This is a genomic window from Cuspidothrix issatschenkoi CHARLIE-1 (assembly GCF_002934005.1).
Taxonomy (GTDB): domain Bacteria; phylum Cyanobacteriota; class Cyanobacteriia; order Cyanobacteriales; family Nostocaceae; genus Cuspidothrix; species Cuspidothrix issatschenkoi.
Map to the genome: position 1 here is coordinate 1 of NZ_PGEM01000151.1, position 17,631 is coordinate 17,631.

The 17,631-nt window shown below is 43.6% G+C and carries 10 protein-coding genes; 4 read left to right on the forward strand and 6 right to left on the reverse strand.

The features are described 5' to 3' along the window. Positions 1 to 272: 272 nt before the first annotated feature. The gene (locus CUN59_RS17905) at positions 273 to 797 is read left to right on the forward strand and encodes a hypothetical protein (RefSeq protein WP_104389125.1); all 525 of its coding nucleotides are present in this window, start codon (positions 273 to 275) and stop codon (positions 795 to 797) included. A 150-nt stretch (positions 798 to 947) separates the two neighbouring features. Here the strand turns inward: CUN59_RS17905 and CUN59_RS17910 are convergent, their stop codons facing one another. The 5 genes from CUN59_RS17910 to rpsT form a co-directional block, all read right to left on the reverse strand. Beyond that, a complete protein-coding gene (locus CUN59_RS17910; RefSeq protein ID WP_104389126.1) occupies positions 948 to 5,045 on the reverse strand; it encodes a DNA-directed RNA polymerase subunit beta'' in 4,098 nt (1,365 codons plus the stop codon). 148 nt (positions 5,046 to 5,193) lie between these two features. Then, complete coding sequence (locus CUN59_RS17915; RefSeq protein WP_104389127.1) at positions 5,194 to 7,086, reverse strand: DNA-directed RNA polymerase subunit gamma; 1,893 nt, start codon at positions 7,084 to 7,086, stop codon at positions 5,194 to 5,196. Positions 7,087 to 7,194: 108 nt separating this feature from the next. Further along, on the reverse strand, positions 7,195 to 10,569 hold the full coding sequence (gene rpoB / locus CUN59_RS17920) for a DNA-directed RNA polymerase subunit beta (RefSeq protein ID WP_104389128.1): 3,375 nt from the start codon (positions 10,567 to 10,569) through the stop codon (positions 7,195 to 7,197). Between the two features lie 810 nt (positions 10,570 to 11,379). Beyond that, complete coding sequence (locus CUN59_RS17925) at positions 11,380 to 12,165, reverse strand: TatD family hydrolase (RefSeq protein ID WP_104389129.1); 786 nt, start codon at positions 12,163 to 12,165, stop codon at positions 11,380 to 11,382. Positions 12,166 to 12,222: 57 nt separating this feature from the next. Then, positions 12,223 to 12,510, reverse strand: a complete 288-nt coding sequence (gene rpsT / locus CUN59_RS17930) for a 30S ribosomal protein S20 (RefSeq protein ID WP_104389130.1) — start codon at positions 12,508 to 12,510, stop codon at positions 12,223 to 12,225. Positions 12,511 to 13,184: 674 nt separating this feature from the next. Between rpsT and hisD the strand changes: the two genes are divergently transcribed. The 3 genes from hisD (at position 13,185) to CUN59_RS17945 (ending at position 16,366) form a co-directional block, all read left to right on the forward strand. Next, a complete protein-coding gene (gene hisD, locus CUN59_RS17935) occupies positions 13,185 to 14,480 on the forward strand; it encodes a histidinol dehydrogenase (RefSeq protein WP_104389131.1) in 1,296 nt (431 codons plus the stop codon). A gap of 174 nt (positions 14,481 to 14,654) precedes the next feature. Then, entirely contained in the window at positions 14,655 to 15,092 is a 438-nt protein-coding gene (locus CUN59_RS17940) for a universal stress protein (RefSeq protein ID WP_104389137.1), read from the forward strand. 104 nt (positions 15,093 to 15,196) lie between these two features. Next, entirely contained in the window at positions 15,197 to 16,366 is a 1,170-nt protein-coding gene (locus CUN59_RS17945) for a homocysteine biosynthesis protein (protein WP_104389132.1), read from the forward strand. Between the two features lie 51 nt (positions 16,367 to 16,417). Here the strand turns inward: CUN59_RS17945 and patR are convergent, their stop codons facing one another. Continuing rightward, the gene (patR, locus tag CUN59_RS17950; RefSeq protein ID WP_104389133.1) at positions 16,418 to 17,407 is read right to left on the reverse strand and encodes a heterocyst master regulator PatR; all 990 of its coding nucleotides are present in this window, start codon (positions 17,405 to 17,407) and stop codon (positions 16,418 to 16,420) included. Between the last annotated feature and the right edge of the window lie 224 nt (positions 17,408 to 17,631).

The window sequence follows — 17,631 nt, forward strand, 5'->3', positions numbered from 1 at the left end:
CTACGTTAGAGGTAAGAGTTAAAGACCTACCAGGGAATGCGTAGCTAGTTCCCTGCTCTAGAACTTAAAAGTTAAACAGGCTTAAGGGTTAAACCAGTGCTTTTAAGATAGTTACCGACCTCTAACATTGTCAAAGCTAACATTACCCCAGAAATGGGAGGCTCTTCGGAGCAAAATATTATATCCAAATATTTGTTTTAGACACTGAAAAAAGACCACTCTTTCCTAATTAATCCAGTAAATCAATTCACAAAGACAGTTACGAATCGAATATGGAAAATCAAAGATTTGTTAATTGCTCAACTGTCCCTTTCATTGTTTGTGCTGCCGCACAAAATTACTCCAGGGACGTTTCACAATTAAACCTCCATTCCTCCCATCACCAAACTGAGTACAGTTTTGGTGGGGGTCTCCTGGAGGTTTGGATGAAATTATTTTTTCTCATGTTAATGATTTTCTACTGTGAGTGCATATTCCATAAGAGTGCTAACGCTGAAAGTCAACCTACTGTTACCCCAACAGTACAAGAGAATCAAGCCCAGAATCTCATCACAGAACCGGCGACAATTAACAGTTATTGGCATCAAGCAAATCAAGCAAATAACGAATTATCTTTAAGCATCAGCGACCCAGAATGCAAAAAAATAAGTCCTATTAACTATATCAATAATCCACAGTCTTTTTTTCAATCATGTGACGATGCTAATAAATCAAATCGTCAAATTTATGAACCGGTTGAGTATTTAAAAGTCCCACGTCTGGACTCTGGAATTAAGATCAAGCTTGGTGATTTTTAATTGGGGATTGGTTGTAAGAATTCAGGTGAGGAGATAAGATCCCCGACTTCTTTTATTTATTGTGTCCATAAATGATCAATTGATCTTAGAAGTCGGGGATCTGGGTATGGTGGTCAAACGTCAACAGTCAACCATCAACATTACCCGATTTTATTCATCATCAAAATCCTCATCATCGTCTCCGTCATCTCCATCATCATCAAAATCATCATCTTCTACAAGGTCGCTAATTTCATCAGCAATGAGATCATCATCATCATCATCGAGGATGAGACGTTCTCCCATTTTGCTGCCAAAACTACCTTCACCCATACCCTGTACATCCAGATTATAGAGTTTAGCGGTACGGTCATCTAAAACCATATCTAAAGGATCATCTACTTCATCTAGTACCCCAGTACCTATATCGGTTACATAATCGTCAATTGTTCCTGCTTCCTCATAAGTATTGTAACCAGTACCAGCAGGAATCAAACGACCGATGATCACGTTTTCCTTGAGACCGCGTAACCAATCAGATTTACCCTCAATAGCCGCTTCAGTTAATACTCTAGTTGTTTCTTGGAAAGATGCCGCAGAGATGAAACTGTCAGTATTTAAGGATGCCTTGGTGATACCTAGTAACATTGGTGTATATTCCGCTCTTGCCCCACCTGTAATGGACATAGCCTCATTCACCTGTTCTACTTGGCGCAGTTCTACCAGTTCCCCAGGAAGCATGGTAGTATCACCACCGTCATCAATACGGACTTTATTGGTCATTTGCCGGACAATGACTTCGATGTGTTTATCAGAAATATCAATGCCTTGGGACTGGTACACCATTTGCACCTCATTCACCAAAAAGGTTTGTACCTTTTGTAAAGCATGAGAGGCACAGGCATAAACACCATCTTCTGAACCCAAACTGAAGAATATCTCTAGGATTTCGTGGGGGTTGGATGGTCCATCTGTCAGGGGTTGACCTGCCACAATGTGCGCTCCGTCAGGAACTATCAGATTTTGTCCAGGACCGAGGGGATAGTCTGTCACCGCGCCATTATTTTCAATAACTTTAATGGAATATGCTTCACGGGTAATAGATGTTGCCTCATCGCCATCACCATAGACTATCTTCACTTCTCCAGGACGACGCGCCAGGATACAGCCTTCCTTGGGTTTACGAGCTTCTAGCAGTTCTTCAATCCGGGGTAAACCTTGGATAATGTCTCCAGTTTTCGCCCGTTCAAATACTAGTAACACCAAGTTATCACCCCGTTGTACCAAGTCCCCATCTTCCACTTGCAGCACTGCACCGGGACTGACTCGGTAGGGACGACCGACCCGGAGAGTGATGGTGTAAGCTGATTTGTCCGTTGTCAGTTGTCCGTTGTCTGTTGTTTTGCCACTGAGGACTGATGACTGACCATTGACAACTTCTACCACTTGTCCAGATTCAGCCGCTAGGATGCCAGGAGCAATTTCGCTACCTTCAACTACTAAATCTCCAGTTTTCACCTTGGGAGCAACGTTAGTATCCACTGTCATCAAATCATGTTGACGTAATACTAAACAACGACGCACGGTTTCTGTACCTTTTTGCACACCGCGAACTATGCCACCTTCTTTACACAATATCTGAGTTCTGGCAACAACCGCACCGGGGGCAATAGTATCACCATCCTTAACTTCTAGGTTAGTTTGAGTACTGCCTTGGGTAGCATCGGCGGTGATATCTCGACGCATTACCAGTGATTCTAAAATCACCAACTGCAAACGCTGAATTTCTTCGTTGTCTGGGTCAGGAATCAGTTCTATATCCGCCGCTAAGGGAGAAGAACCGTGTTCACTATCTGTTTCTTGTTCGATTTCTAAAACTATCTGTGTCCGCAGCAGTTCCACCCCTTCCACAGATTTCACCCGTTCCGAATCTTTGTAGGGAATACGTTGTACTGCCCGCAGTTGGATAGAACGGCCTGTGTGTTGACTCACGGAAGTGGTAGCAGGAACATCTGGGTTAGTGGGGACTGGAAATTCCACTACCGGACGACTTAGCAGGGCTGGACCTTCGGGAGTTTCTACATATTGGATGTAACGCAATTCTGTGGCGGTTGTTCCTTGTAGTTCTTCCCCAGCTTGGAGGAAGGTATCATTTTTTTCCATGACTGCTTCCGGGTCATCTACCATTAGCAGTTCACCAGGTTTAATCACCACTTCCCGGAGAATGTCGTTCTTTTGGGTAACTTCTACCACACCACCAGTTTGACAGAAGATGTCTTTCACTACTTCTGTACCTGGCTCAACAAACTGACCATCTTCTACTAGTAGTAGGGAAATATCTTTGTTAACTTCGTGGGTTTCTTCTGGTATCCATAGGAGTGTTCCCCCTTGAACTACTTCATAACCCAGTTTGGCTTTACCTTTTTTCTGCACTTCTACGCCGGCAAACTTCAAGAAGCCCCCGGTAGTGGTGCGGTAATGATCATCTATCAGTTCAGCTACTACTTGTCCATTTTGTACCTTTGTTCCAGGAGTAGCCCGGAGGTTAAATTCTTGGTTGTTGGCAGTGGTAATTAGGTAGTTGTTCCGCCCTTGGGAACTATGCACGGTAATGGCGGCTTGGTCAAGAATGACGGAAGCGGTAATGATTTCGATTTCTCTGGTGGCTTTACCGGGAATTGCTTCTGGTAAGCGGACGACACCACCGTGAATAGTGGTGAGTTTGGTTTCTGCTAATACTCCGTTAGTGTCAATGGCATCGCCATTTTTAACTATTAGTTCTGCACCGGGAGGCAAGTTGTAAACATCACCAGATAGAATCCAAATTAATCCCCCTCTGGAAGCGGTAACAGTGGTATTGCCTTGACGGTCGGTTTTTTGTTCCGCCACCACATCAGCAAATTTGACCTCACCAGCCAAATCAGAAGCCACATCTTTCACAGCTTTTTCTGTGTTAGTTCTGGTAGTTCTACCACCCAGGGCGACTTCTGCCACTAAATGATCTGCTAATACCTGCTGGCCATTGTGAATGTAAAGGGTTGAACCTTGGGTAACAGCAATTTCTTGGCTTTCTCCTGTACCCTGTTTTTTATCCCCTTCAATCATCAATGTGCCGTTAGCTTCGACATAAAGAGCGTCTTCACCATGGCGGGTACGATAGGGACGGGTTTGTAGTTTGCGAGGGATTTTTACTGTTCCTGCTACTTTGGAACGTACTTGTTGGGCTACTTCCCCGGTAAATACACCTCCGGTGTGGAATGTCCGCATGGTTAGCTGTGTACCGGGTTCACCAATACTCTGAGCGGCAATAATCCCCACCGCTTCCCCTAAATCTACCATTTTGGCGTGTGCCAAACTCCAGCCATAACAATGTTGACAGACAGAACGGGCAGCTTCGCAGGTGAGGGGACTACGGACTGTGACCGTTTTGACACCAGCTTTTTGAATAGCGATCGCTAAGTCATCATCTATGGGAGTATTGCGAGGAGCAATGATTTCCTTGGTTTCTGGATGAATTACATCTTCACCCACTACCCTACCCATTAAGCGAGTAGCGAGTTTAATTAAGGTTTTGTTCCCTTCGACCATTGCCCCAATAGTCAAGCCCCTATTAGTGCCACAGTCAAATTCCCGCACAATTACGTCTTGGGAAACATCAACTAACCGCCGGGTTAAGTAACCAGAGTCCGCTGTTCTTAAAGCTGTATCTACTAGTCCTTTCCGGGCACCATAACTGGAAATAATATATTCTGTAACCGTTAATCCTTCCCGGAAGTTAGTTTTAATTGGTAAGTCAATAATTTCCCCTTGGGGATCTGCCATTAGTCCCCGCATTCCCACCAATTGGCGCACTTGGGAAATATTACCCCGCGCCCCAGAGAATGCCATCATGTAGACAGAGTTAAGGGGATTGGTTTTTTTAAAGTGAACAACTACCTCATCTTTCAAAGCCTCTGAGGTACTGTTCCAAGTATCAATAACTTTTTGGAAACGTTCTACTTCAGTAATTTCACCCCGTTGGTAACGCTCTTCAGTGGCGAGAATTTCTGCTTCGGCTGCTTCCAAAAGTTCTTTTTTAGAAGGTGGAATCATCAAATCATCCACACTAATAGATACCCCCGCTTTGGTGGCATAGCGAAAACCCAAATCTTTGAGTTTATCCGCCATTACTGCTGTCCGCGCCGTTCCGTAATGGGTAAATGACCAAGAAATCAAATCTCTTAGTTTACCCTTATTAACCACAAGATTGCGAAAAACTGCTTTAGTCATAGGATTTTGGATTTTAGATTTTGGGTCTTAGATTATTTGCATTTTGGATTTTAGATGATTGGGATTTTGGATTATTTGAATTTTGAATTTGGCAATCCAAAATCTAAAATTGTCAAATCCAAAATCTAAAATCTAAAATCCAAAATTGTTAAGCGTCTATCGCTTCCTGAATAGCTTTGTTGTAGATGGCTCGTCCAGGGGTTGTATAAATGTACTGAGAAATTAAGTTTCCTTGGGCATCTTCACGAACACGACGGAATTTATACTTCACTACCCTACTGATGAGTTTGCCCTTATCATCCTTGTCTTCGATGATTTCTAGAGGTTCTGTGTCTGGTTCACCAGAGTCTATTTCCCCATCAAAGCGCACGTAAATATAGGCGTGAAGGTCAACTTGGTGAGCTTCGTAAGCCATAATTACGTCATCTAAAGAGGAGAAATATCTGCCCGCGCCCTTAGTAGCGTTGGGATTTTCTGCAGTCAGATAATATGCGCCCAATACCATATCTTGGCTAGGGGTAACAATGGGTTTACCTGTAGCTGGGGACAGAATATTATTAGAAGCCAACATTAACAACCGTGCTTCTGCTTGACTCTCTAGAGACAGGGGGACGTGAACCGCCATTTGGTCTCCGTCAAAGTCAGCGTTAAAGGCAGGACAGACTAAAGGATGAAGTTGAATAGCTCGCCCTTCTACTAAGATGGGTTCAAAGGCTTGAATACCTAAGCGGTGCAGGGTCGGTGCTCGGTTTAACATCACTGGATGTCCTTCTATCACCTCTTCCAACACATCCCAAACCGTGGGGTCATTGCGAGAGATTAATTTTTTGGCAGCTTTGATATTATTCACCATGCCGGAACGAATCAACCGATTGATCACAAAGGGTTGAAACAGTTCTATGGCCATTTCTCTTGGTAGTCCGCATTGGTGGATTTTCAGTTTAGGACCGACCACAATTACCGAACGGCCTGAATAGTCAACCCGTTTACCCAAAAGGTTTTGCCGGAAACGTCCTTGTTTACCTTCAATAATGTCTGACAAGGATTTTAAGGGGCGGTTATTTGCCCCTACTACTGTCCGTCCCCGACGGCCATTATCAATGAGGGCATCTACAGCTTCTTGCAGCATCCGTTTTTCGTTACGGACAATAATTTCTGGGGCAAGAATTTCCTGAAGCCTAGCTAAACGGTTATTGCGGTTAATCACCCGACGGTACAAGTCGTTTAAATCGCTAGTGGCAAATCTCCCGCCATCTAGCTGTACCATTGGTCGCAGATCAGGAGGAATGACGGGGATAATTTCCATCACCATCCATTCTGGTTGAGAACCTGTGGCAATGAAGTTATCTATTACCCGCAGCCGTTTAATTAATTTGGCGCGTTTTTGCCCCTTAGCGTTGGCAATTTCTTCTCTGAGAGATTCAGCTTCTTGTTCTAAATTAATATCCGCCAATAACCGCAGCAATGCCTCCGCACCAATGCCCACTTCCACACCTTCTAACTGCGAGTCTTCGCTGTAGATAGCATCTTCAATTTCTAACCACTGGTCTTCACTGAGGAGTTGTTTATAGGTAAGGGTATCAGCATTACCAGGAGCTAAGACTACATAGGAGTTGAAATAAACAATCTGCTCCACATCCCGCAGGGGCATATCCAGCAAGATAGCAATATAACTAGGAATCCCCTTGAGATACCAAACATGAGCTACGGGTGCTGCCAGTTTAATAAAGCCCATTCTGTGGCGACGGACGCGAGACTCAGTAACTTCCACACCGCAGCGTTCACAAACTATACCTCTATGGCGCACCCGTTTGTATTTGCCACAATGACATTCCCAGTCTTTAGCCGGTCCAAAAATGCGCTCGCAAAACAAGCCATCCATTTCTGGTTTGAGGGTGCGGTAATTGATAGTTTCTGGTTTGGTAACTTCACCTACCAATTGTCCATTAGGTAAAGTTCGTTCACCCCATTGGCGAATGCGTTCTGGTGAGGCTATACCAATTTTTACGTAGTCAAATTGATTAGTTTGGGGGGATCTCATGTCAATTAAAAATGAAAAATTAAAAATTAAAAAAGCTGCCAGTTGTCAGTGGTCAGTTGTCAGTTGTAATTTGCTACTAACCACTGATCACTGACTACTGACTAATCTTTACTCGTCCTCTTCCAATGACTCACGAGAAAGTGACTCATAAGTAGGTCTGGGGGGTGTGCGACGAGCAGCTTGGTCTGCCATTAGGTCTACTTCCACATCCAAGGAACTACCGTCTACCTGGGTTTCTACCTTATGCACGGCAATATCTAAACCTAGTGATTGCAACTCGCGCATCAACACCTTGAAGGATTCTGGTGTACCAGGACGAGGAATGGCTTTACCTTTAACGATGGCGTTGAGAGCTTCGTTCCGTCCTTGCATATCATCGGATTTGACTGTTAATAGTTCCTGCAAGGTATAAGCAGCGCCGAAGGCTTCCAATGCCCAAACTTCCATTTCCCCAAATCTTTGTCCACCTTGTTGAGCTTTACCACCCAAGGGTTGCTGGGTAACGAGGGAGTATGGTCCAGTAGAACGGGCATGAATTTTGTCATCTACTAAATGCACTAATTTCAGCATATAAGCTACGCCAACGGTAATGGCACAGTCAAATGGTTCACCGGTGCGACCGTCATAAACCATGATTTTGCCAGCATTGTCGGGGTTATATACCCAATCTCTACCAGTTTCGTCTCTAGCTTCTTGGAGTTTGCCGTGAACGAGGCGGCGGGAGGTTTCTTCTCCATACATTTCGTCAAAGGGAGTCATTTTAAACCGGACTCCCAGATTATGACCTGCCCAACCTAGTAAACATTCAAATACTTGACCCACATTCATCCGGCTAGGTACACCCAAGGGGTTCAAAACAATATCCACTGGTGAACCATCGGCTAAATAGGGCATATCTTCGGCGGGAAGAATACGGGAAATAATCCCCTTGTTACCGTGTCTCCCTGCCATTTTGTCGCCAACTTGGATTTTGCGTTTTTGGGCAACGTAAACCCGGACTACCATGTTAGCCCCTGGTGGCAATTCATCACCTTGTTCACGGGTGAACAGACGCACATCAACGACCCGGCCTTTTTCACCATTGGGGACTCGCAGGGAATTATCACGCACATCGCGGGCTTTTTCACCAAAGATGGCACGAAGGAGTTTTTCTTCGGGAGGTTGGTCTGATTCACCTTTGGGGGTGACTTTACCGACGAGAATATCCCCAGCTTCTACCCATGCACCGATGCGAATGATCCCTTGTTCGTCCAACTGTCTTAGGGCATCTTCCCCAACGTTGGGAATTTCTCTGGTGATTTCCTCTGGGCCTAGTTTGGTTTGTCTGGCTTCAATTTCAAATTTTTCAATGTGAATGGAGGTATAGATATCATCCTGTACCAACCGTTCGGAAATCAAAATCGCGTCCTCGTAGTTGTAGCCTTCCCAAGGCATATAGGCGACGACTATATTTTGTCCTAGTGCTAGTTCTCCACCTTCGGTAGATGAACCATCTGCCAATACCTGACCAGCTACAACTTTTTCGCCTATTCTCACCAATGGTTTTTGATTTAAACAGGTATCTTGGTTAGAACGTTGGTATTTGGAAAGGGTGTATTTAATTTCTTGGGGTTTATCAGTTGTTTGTTGCTCGTTGTCAGTTGTTTGCTGTTTTGTAAATGAATACTGACCACTGACTATTGACCACTGACTACTGACGCGCACACGAATCTCTGTGGCATCTACATACACCACTTCACCATCAGTGCGGGAGACTATGACCATCCCGGAGTCTCTAGCAGCTTGGGCTTCTAACCCTGTTCCTACTAGGGGACGCTCCGGTTTTAATAAGGGTACGGCTTGCCGTTGCATATTAGAACCCATCAGCGCTCGGTTAGCGTCGTCATGTTCCAAGAAGGGAATCATGCTGGTAGCAACTGAGACAATCTGAACTGGGGAAACTGCTACATAGTCTACTTGTTCTGGAGTTGTGGTTGTCCAGTCTTGGCGATAACGCACGGGTACTTGTGGACCTTTGATGTAGCCGTTTTCATCTAGGGGAACGTCACCGGTGGCTGTTCTCAGGTCGTCTTCTTCGTCTGCTGTCATGTAGACTGGCGGAACATCAAACCGCACTTTCCCATTTTCTACGGGTCTAAATGGGGTTTCTAAGAAACCGTAAAGGTTAACACGGGCATGGGTAGCCAATGAACCAATTAAGCCAGCGTTTGGACCTTCCGGTGTTTCAATGGGGCAGATGCGTCCATAGTGGCTGGGATGAATATCTCGGACGGCAAACCCGGCTCTTTCTCTTGTTAAACCACCTGGACCCAAGGCACTGAGACGACGTTTGTGGGTTAATTCAGCTAGGGGGTTGGTTTGATCCATGAATTGACTTAGTTGGCTTGAACCAAAGAATTCTTTGATGGCTGCTACTAATGGTTTGGGGTTGACTAAGGATGCGGGGGTGAGAACTTCGGCATCGGATACTGTCATCCGTTCCCGAATAATTCTTTCCAGGCGGTTTAAACCTACTCTGACTTGGTTTTGCAGTAATTCACCGACGCTTCTAACTCGACGATTTCCGAGGTGGTCAATGTCATCAATACTACCGATGTCGTATTCTAGGTTAATGAGGTAATCAATGGCGGCTAGGATGTCCCCAGGGGTGAGGACGCGCATGGTATCGGGGGCGGAGAGGCGAAGTTTTTTGTTGAGTTTATAACGACCCACTTTTCCGAGGTCGTAGCGTTTAGGATCGAAGAAGCGAGAATCTAAAAGCTGTTGTCCACCTAAAACTGTGGGTGGTTCACCGGGGCGAAGTTTTCGATATAATTCCATTAGGGCTTCTTCTTCGGAAAATTGCCCTTCTTTTTCTATGGTTTTTTGGAAGTATTCTGGATGGCGCAGAGCATCAAAAATTTCGTTGTCTGATAAACCTAGTGCTTTCAGCAGTACCTGTGCCGACAGTTTCCGGGTTTTATCTATCCTTACCCAAACTAGGTCGTTACGATCTGTTTCAAATTTCAGCCATGCCCCCCGGTTGGGAATTAAACTAGCTGAATAGGTACGCCGTCCGTTTTTATCAATTTCTGATTTATAGTAAACTCCAGGCGATCGCACTATCTGATTGACAATGACTCGCTCGGCTCCATTAATAATAAATGTGCCTCTATCTGTCATTAATGGCAGATCACCAATAAATACTTCTTGTTCTTTAATGTCTCCTGTTTCTTTATTCAGTAGACGTGTAGGGACATACATCTGCACTGCATAGGTGCTGTCTCTACGTTTAGATTCTTCAACGCTGTATTTTGGTTCTTTGAGTTTGTAATTATTGCCCAGAAAGTGCAGTTCTAGTTTGCCAGTGTAGTCTGTTATTGGACTAAAGGAGTTTAATTCTTCTATTAGTCCTTCTTCAAGAAACCAGCGAAAACTAGCACGCTGTATTTCAATCAAGTCGGGTAATAGAAAGGCGGATTCCATGTATTTGTCGTTAGTCATGCCTTTACCTTTATCAACCTGGTTAAACTTTCAAAGGGGTACTCGTGGAGTCTGCTTTTTGGCTTTGTGGTAAAATATGGATTCTAGATAGTGAAGTCTATTGATGGGGCAAGAATCCGCTGCTGGTTTGCTGACTGATACGGCAGCATAGTCTTGACCATGAAATTTTTTCTACTTCACACTAATTCATATTTCACGTCTCACACTTTATGCCTGATATTTGATGATCTGTGCCTGTTAAATCCCAAAAGTGGTAATTCTAGCAGATGGGCATTTAATAGCGCAAAGTGCCATAAAAGCCTGCACTATGGATGGGTTATTGTTAAGATTGTCTAGTCTAGACAATTATGTTTAAGGATTTTCTTTATTGTTTGATATATTAAAGGATTGCTATTTTCAGGTTGGAAGTTTTTCCTAGTCAATCTAGGTTGCCATGGTTTGTTATCTATTGAGATCATCCGTTTGTAGAGACTTTAGGTGGATGGGCAGGCAGTGGAAGGATTTTGGATTTGAGTCCGGTCGTTTCATCCAACGGGCTAAAACCACAAATTCTCAACTTGCTAATATCAGGTTGATAACATCACAAATTGAGTTTCAGGAGTGATTATCCTTCCTTTACCATTATGGCTTAAGCTAAATGTTTTGGAAGCAATACTATGATATGGATATATAGATGATCTTGATGATTTCGGTGGGAAGCCATCATTTAATCAACAATCCTAGTTAGGACAATAACTTTAGCACATTTTTCTGAGTCAGAAGCACCTTCTTGGTCAAATCAGGATGAATTTTCACAGATCGAGTTGAAATTTATAATGCTAGACCGAATAATCTACAAGCATTTTCAGTGGTTTTCTGGGCAATTTCTGCAATAGTTTCCCCTCGTAGTTTTGCCAGTTGTTCCGCTACATAATGAACATAGGCTGGTTCATTACGTTTTTCACCGCGCTTAGGGACAGGTGAGAGAAATGGACAATCTGTTTCTATGAGTAGGCGATCACTGTTTACCATTGCCGCGGATGCTTGGATGATTTGAGCATTTTTGAAGGTAACTGTACCGCTAAAGCTGATATAGAAACCCAAATCCAAAAACCATTGGGTTTCTTCTGGTGTTCCCCCCCAGCAGTGCATGACACCCCGTAACTTTTCCCCATGCACATCCCGCCATTTTTGCAATACATCTCTCACCGCTGGTGCAGCATCCCGACAATGGATAATCACTGGCAAATTTAATTCACAAGCGATCGCTAGTTGTGACGCAAATACCTGATGTTGATGCTCATAGTTATCTGCTTTGTAGAAATCCAAGCCCATTTCGCCTATAGCTACTACTTGGGGATGGGAACTGGCCAAAGACTTGATTTTGGTAGCTGTTTGATCATCCCATTTATGAGCATCTAGAGGATGTAGCCCTACAGCAAAGCTGACTTCAGGAAACTGCTGGGCTATTTGGCTAATACTCGCAAATTCTTGCGGGTGAACACAGGAGTGAACTAATCGTACTACTCCTGCTTCTTGCCATCGAGCGCGAACGGCTGCTAAATCTGGCTGGAAAATGTCAAAGTTAATGTGTACGTGAGTGTCTATCAGTTGCATAGCTTGTTTTGTAGTTGATGGTCAGTGGTTTGTTAATCACTCACCACTAACTATTAACTAAGCGGAGAGGTTTTTGTGTTTATGGGCTAATTTTGACTTTTTCCTAGCCCCGTTGTTGGGATGAAGTACGCCTTTTTTTACAGCTTTATCAATTTTGCTGTAAGCTTCGGACATTCTCACTTCCACTTCTTGCTTGAGTTCTGGTGTCGGATTAGCAGCACAAGCTTCCACAGAACTAAAGTATTTCTTCATCAGCGTTTTAACTGCTGATTTATATGCTTTATTACGCAGTCGGTTGCGTTCTGCGATTTGGGCGCGTTTAAGAGCAGACTTTGTATTCGCCACAGTAATTCCAAAAAAGACTATTAATTATGTACACACACTACTAGGTTTAGTAAATATAGCACTAATTTTGCTAATGTTACAATTTCTCACAAAAAATTTTTTTATGGGATGGGGCAACGGTTGACAGATGACCCTTGCTGGTTGCCTAAAGGTTGATGCCCAGAATTGGGGAATAGGTTAAAATAGGTTATTGACCAACAATACCTTGTCCATTTTCTGCTTTGTTGGGTTAAGCGACAGCGCAACCCAGCGCCTATTTTGGGTTTCATCCTATTGCTTTGCGAACGTTTACGTTCCACAACCCAACCTACAAATCAAGACTTTTTCCAATTGGCTCAGGGTATCGTAACCAATAAACCACCAAGCAAGGAAAGCAATTCCCTCAATTCAAAAGACAAGGAGTAGCAAATTTCCTGATTTGCTTGAGTTTTATAAAGTAGTATCAAAAAAAATCCAGGTTAAGCTAGAGAAAAGAATCAAATTCAGTTTCCTACCCTAGCATCGTCAGGCGGACATCAAAAGTCAAAATTTAAAAGTCAAAAAGCTCAATATAATCAGCTTTTTAGTCATGTTTTTGATTGATCTTGTGTTTCAGCCATGGGGTACTAGCTGGTAAATAGCCTAACTGGTTCTTGGATCACAATTATTGTAAAATTTGGCATTGTTATTACTCCATGCTGCGAATCATTACTCAGCAGACAGACGTTAGATCAGAACTTCAACGGATCTGCGAACGTACTCAGGATGAACAGGTTCTTCACAAAGAAGCAACAGTGCGCGAAGTGTTGCAAGCGGTGAAGCGCCAAGGTGATAAAGCTGTATTACATTATACGGAAGAATTTGATCACCAAACCCTCAAAGCCGAAGAACTCAAGGTAACAGGATCGGAACTGGATGCAGCCTACCAACAGGTATCCAAGGATTTGCTTCAGTCCATCCGTCTAGCGTGCCAGAAAATAGAGGGTTTTCACCGTCAGCGAGTTCCCAAAAGTTGGGTACATTTTGGTGATGATGAGGTAGTTTTAGGCAAGCGCTATACCCCTGTAGACAGAGCAGGTTTATATATACCAGGTGGTCGGGCTTGTTATCCCAGTACAGTGTTAATGAATGCCATTCCGGCAAAAGTGGCAGGTGTACCTCGTGTGGTGATGGTGACACCCGCCAGAGGAGGTAAAATGGTGAATCCTGCGGTTTTGGTAGCAGCCCAAGAAGCAGGGGTTGAGGAAATTTATCGCATTGGTGGCGCTCAAGCGATCGCTGCTTTGGCCTATGGTACAGAAACCATCCCCAAGGTCAATGTTATTACTGGACCTGGTAATATTTATGTCACCTTGGCCAAAAAATTAGTTTACGGCACAGTGGGCATTGATTCTTTAGCAGGTCCTAGCGAAGTGCTAGTAATTGCTGATGAAACAGCTAATGCTGTGTATGTGGCGGCTGACCTATTAGCCCAAGCGGAACATGACCCTATGGCAGCAGCAATTTTGCTGACGACGGATGCTGTTTTGGCGAAAAAAGTGCAAATTGAAGTAGAAAGGCAATTAGTAGATCATCCTCGACGGATAGATACGGAAAAGGCGATCGCCCATTATGGTTTAATCGTAGTATTGGAATCCCTAGAAGCAGCCGCAGAACTTTCTAACGAGTTTGCACCAGAACACCTAGAATTAGAAGTTGCCGATCCTTGGGCTTTAATTAACCATATTCGCCATGCTGGGGCAATTTTCCTGGGTAGTTCCACACCTGAAGCTGTAGGGGATTATTTGGCAGGGCCTAACCATACCTTACCTACCTCTGGTGCAGCCCGTTATGCTTCCGCTTTGGGGGTAGAAACATTTTTAAAACACTCTAGTATTATTCAATACTCACAAACTGCATTAGAAAAAGTGGCATCTGCTATTGATATCTTAGCAACTACGGAAGGTTTACCTTCCCATGCTGATTCCGTTAAACTCAGAGTTAAGGAGTAATGACAGTTACCAACGAATTAACAACTAAAATTTTGTAAAAACATGATATTATTTCTCTCCTACTCTGTAAGTATAGGTGCAAAAGTGACTCCTTCGTCGTCATGCAGGCCATCGTGTTCGCACGTAGCTTGCCGATAGCCCTTTACAGAAAATTTTTTTGAGGAGACAGGAATGGTGCTAAATACTGTTTTGGTAGCTCTGGATGGCTCGGACATTACTGAAAGAGTCATTCAGACTTTAGATAATTTGTTACTATCACAAGATAGTAAGGTCATTCTCTGTCATGTTATTCCTACATCAGACCAAGAACTAGAACAACCGGCAGATCGTCCAAAATCAGACTCATCCAGGGTTTCCTATTGGCAGTTTGAAAAACAGTTGCAAGCTTATCAATCGCAATTATCATGCAAAAGCGAATTAGAAGTTGTCAGCGGTGATCCAGCAGCGGAAATTATTTGTTTAGCAAACATTTATAAAGCTGAGTTGATTCTCATTGGCAGTCGTGGTTTAACTGGGATGAAGCGAATTGTGCAGGGTTCTGTCAGTAGTCAAGTGATGGAAGAAGCTAACTGTTCAGTATTAGTAGTTAAACCTAAAATAGGTGACAGTTGACGGCTGATAGATAGAAGATTTCTATTGTTTTCCCAAATGTTCAATTAATTTGGATGAATTATGATTCGGCTGATAGGGGTAGCGTGATGATAGTTATATGAAAAATGCGAACAATTGCGGAGATTAATGAAAAAATCAGCCGAAAACGGGCGGTAGTCTGGACGGCTGAAGAGTTAAAAGTGCGAGTTGCGGAAATTGGTGTTAATAAAGCTGCCAAAGAAGTAGATGTCATTACGACTGGTACATTTGAACCAATGGAATCCAGTGGTGCAGTTATTAACTTAGGTCATACCGACCCACCAATTAAAATTCGCCGTTGTTGGTTAGATGGAGTACCAGCCTACTCTGGTTTTGGGGCGGTAGATTTGTATTTGGGTGCTAGTTGTCCCGTGGACTCCTTAGATGGGGAGGAGGTGCGAGAACGTGGTGGAGGTCACGTCATTGAGGATTTAATTGCCGGAAAATCTATTCAAGTCCGTGCCATTGGACAAGTTACGGATTGCTACCCTAGAGCCACATTTGAAACCACTGTCACCCGTGACACTATCAATCAGTTTTATTTATTTAATCCGCGCAATCTTTATCAAAATTTTATTGTTGGGGTGAATGGAGGCGATCGCCCACTTTATACCTATCTAGGTCCCTTACAACCACGTTTAGGGAATGCGGTTTATTCTAACCCCGGTTCCCTCTCACCTCTGTTTAATGACCCCGATTTACAACTGGTTGGCATTGGCACAAGGGTTTTTTTAGCTGGGGGTATTGGTTATGTAGCTTGGGAAGGGACACAACATTTTCCCTTGCAAAAGCGGCTAGAAAATCGGACACCTATTGGACCATCGGCAACTTTAGCCTTAATTGGTGATGCTAAACAAATGGATGCCCGATGGATACGAGGTTGTTACTTTAAAAGCTATGGACCATCTTTAATGATGGGTGTAGGTGTACCATTGCCAGTTTTAAATGCTGGTGTGGTAGAACGCTGTGCTGTGCAAGATAAAGACTTAGTAGCACCAATTGTAGATTTTTCCATTCCTCGTCGTGTCCGTCCTACCTTCGGTTTAGTGAGTTACGCTCAACTTAAATCTGGACGTATCACCATTGAAGGTAGAACGGTACGAGTAGCATCTTTAGCCAGTTTATTTCTGTCCCGACAAGTAGCCCAAGAGTTGAAACAATGGATTACTGAAGGGAAATTTACTCTAACTGAACCAGTAGCCCCAATTCCTATGGAGCGTTCTTTTTTACCCCAAGACCGTTGGACGGAATTTTAAGATCAGGAGTTCAGGAGAAAGAAAATTATCTACTGACAACTGACAAATTACCTAATCACCAGCCGGCTTAGGCTTTTTAACTGGCATCGGAGTGGGGGTTTTGGGTACAGGTTTGGTGATGACTGTGGGATCACCCGCTGTCTTTCTAATGGGACGTGGGGCTTCTCCATTGCGTCTGGGTGGGAATGGCTTTCTACCACCACCACCGGCACCACGAGGCGCTCCTTTGAAGGGTGGTCGGCGTTTTTTGGGTAAATCGGCGATCGCTTCGGCATTAACTACTACTAATGCGTCAGATTCTCGTTTAACATTGAAGTCCCAGAACTTACCCACAGCTTTAGTGGTTAATACGCCCTTGAGTTTCAACTTAAAATATTTAGCTTTATCAGTAGGTTTACGGGGAGCTTGTTTGATTTTCACAACCAAACTCTTTTCGTCAAAGGACTGGTAAACTACCTCACCACGCACAGAAAAACCACCATCAGGAACTGCTGATGAGGGTTTTGGATGAATGTTTAACGCTACGCTACCGTTATCAGAAACTGTTGTCGAATCCGTACCAGCTTCATATAGTTCATATTTCGCCAGATTTTCTGGTTCCCAAACACCAACAATTTGCAGGTGCAATGCGTCATTTTCTTGTCTAGTGCGGGGATAAACTACCCATAGATGTTCTTTTTCTAAGTCTAAGTGATTTTTGACTAAACTCATAATCCGACCTAAGAGGACGGCATTAAGTTCAACCCCATCTTTTGTAATTAATGTTCCTTGGGTAAACTGTTCATCACTAGCATGGTAACACCCGCGAATTAACCCAATAGCTCGGTATTGAGTCGGTTCGCTAGGAGGTGGAATTGGTTGTTCTCGATTAGCCAAATGTCCATTAGGGTCAGGTTTGCTAGAGTCAGTGAGAGAACTTTCCAGTTTAGAGGATTGGTCTGCTAATGTATTAGTATTAACAGGGGATTCAATCTCTTTTATACCTTGGTTAGAGGCTGTGAAATTTGCGGATTCAGAAGACGGCATCAGGTCGGAATTCATAAAAACTCCTTGCGGCACAAGACATACCCCATTGTGGGATTTAATAAAGACAAAGGAAAAGAGCCAGTATGTAGCTGATTAAAGTATATTTCTTTTTAGTCTGGCTACTCACTTAATGCTCTGTACGAAAATCAAGACGCAAAATCCCAAATTTATATACTAAATGTGCAATTTAGCGTCTTTAATCCGGTTATGGCTTACGCCAAGCTACGCTATCGGAAGCA

What these genes read in the sequence shown, in the direction of transcription:
- CUN59_RS17905 (WP_104389125.1), top strand. Translation starts at nt 273, where the DNA reads ATGGAAAATCAAAGATTTGTTAATTGCTCAACTGTCCCTTTCATTGTT.
- CUN59_RS17910 (WP_104389126.1), bottom strand. Translation starts at nt 5,045, where the DNA reads ATGACTAAAGCAGTTTTTCGCAATCTTGTGGTTAATAAGGGTAAACTA.
- CUN59_RS17915 (WP_104389127.1), bottom strand. Translation starts at nt 7,086, where the DNA reads ATGAGATCCCCCCAAACTAATCAATTTGACTACGTAAAAATTGGTATA.
- rpoB (WP_104389128.1), bottom strand. Translation starts at nt 10,569, where the DNA reads ATGACTAACGACAAATACATGGAATCCGCCTTTCTATTACCCGACTTG.
- CUN59_RS17925 (WP_104389129.1), bottom strand. Translation starts at nt 12,165, where the DNA reads ATGCAACTGATAGACACTCACGTACACATTAACTTTGACATTTTCCAG.
- hisD (WP_104389131.1), top strand. Translation starts at nt 13,185, where the DNA reads ATGCTGCGAATCATTACTCAGCAGACAGACGTTAGATCAGAACTTCAA.
- CUN59_RS17945 (WP_104389132.1), top strand. Translation starts at nt 15,197, where the DNA reads ATGCGAACAATTGCGGAGATTAATGAAAAAATCAGCCGAAAACGGGCG.
- patR (WP_104389133.1), bottom strand. Translation starts at nt 17,407, where the DNA reads ATGAATTCCGACCTGATGCCGTCTTCTGAATCCGCAAATTTCACAGCC.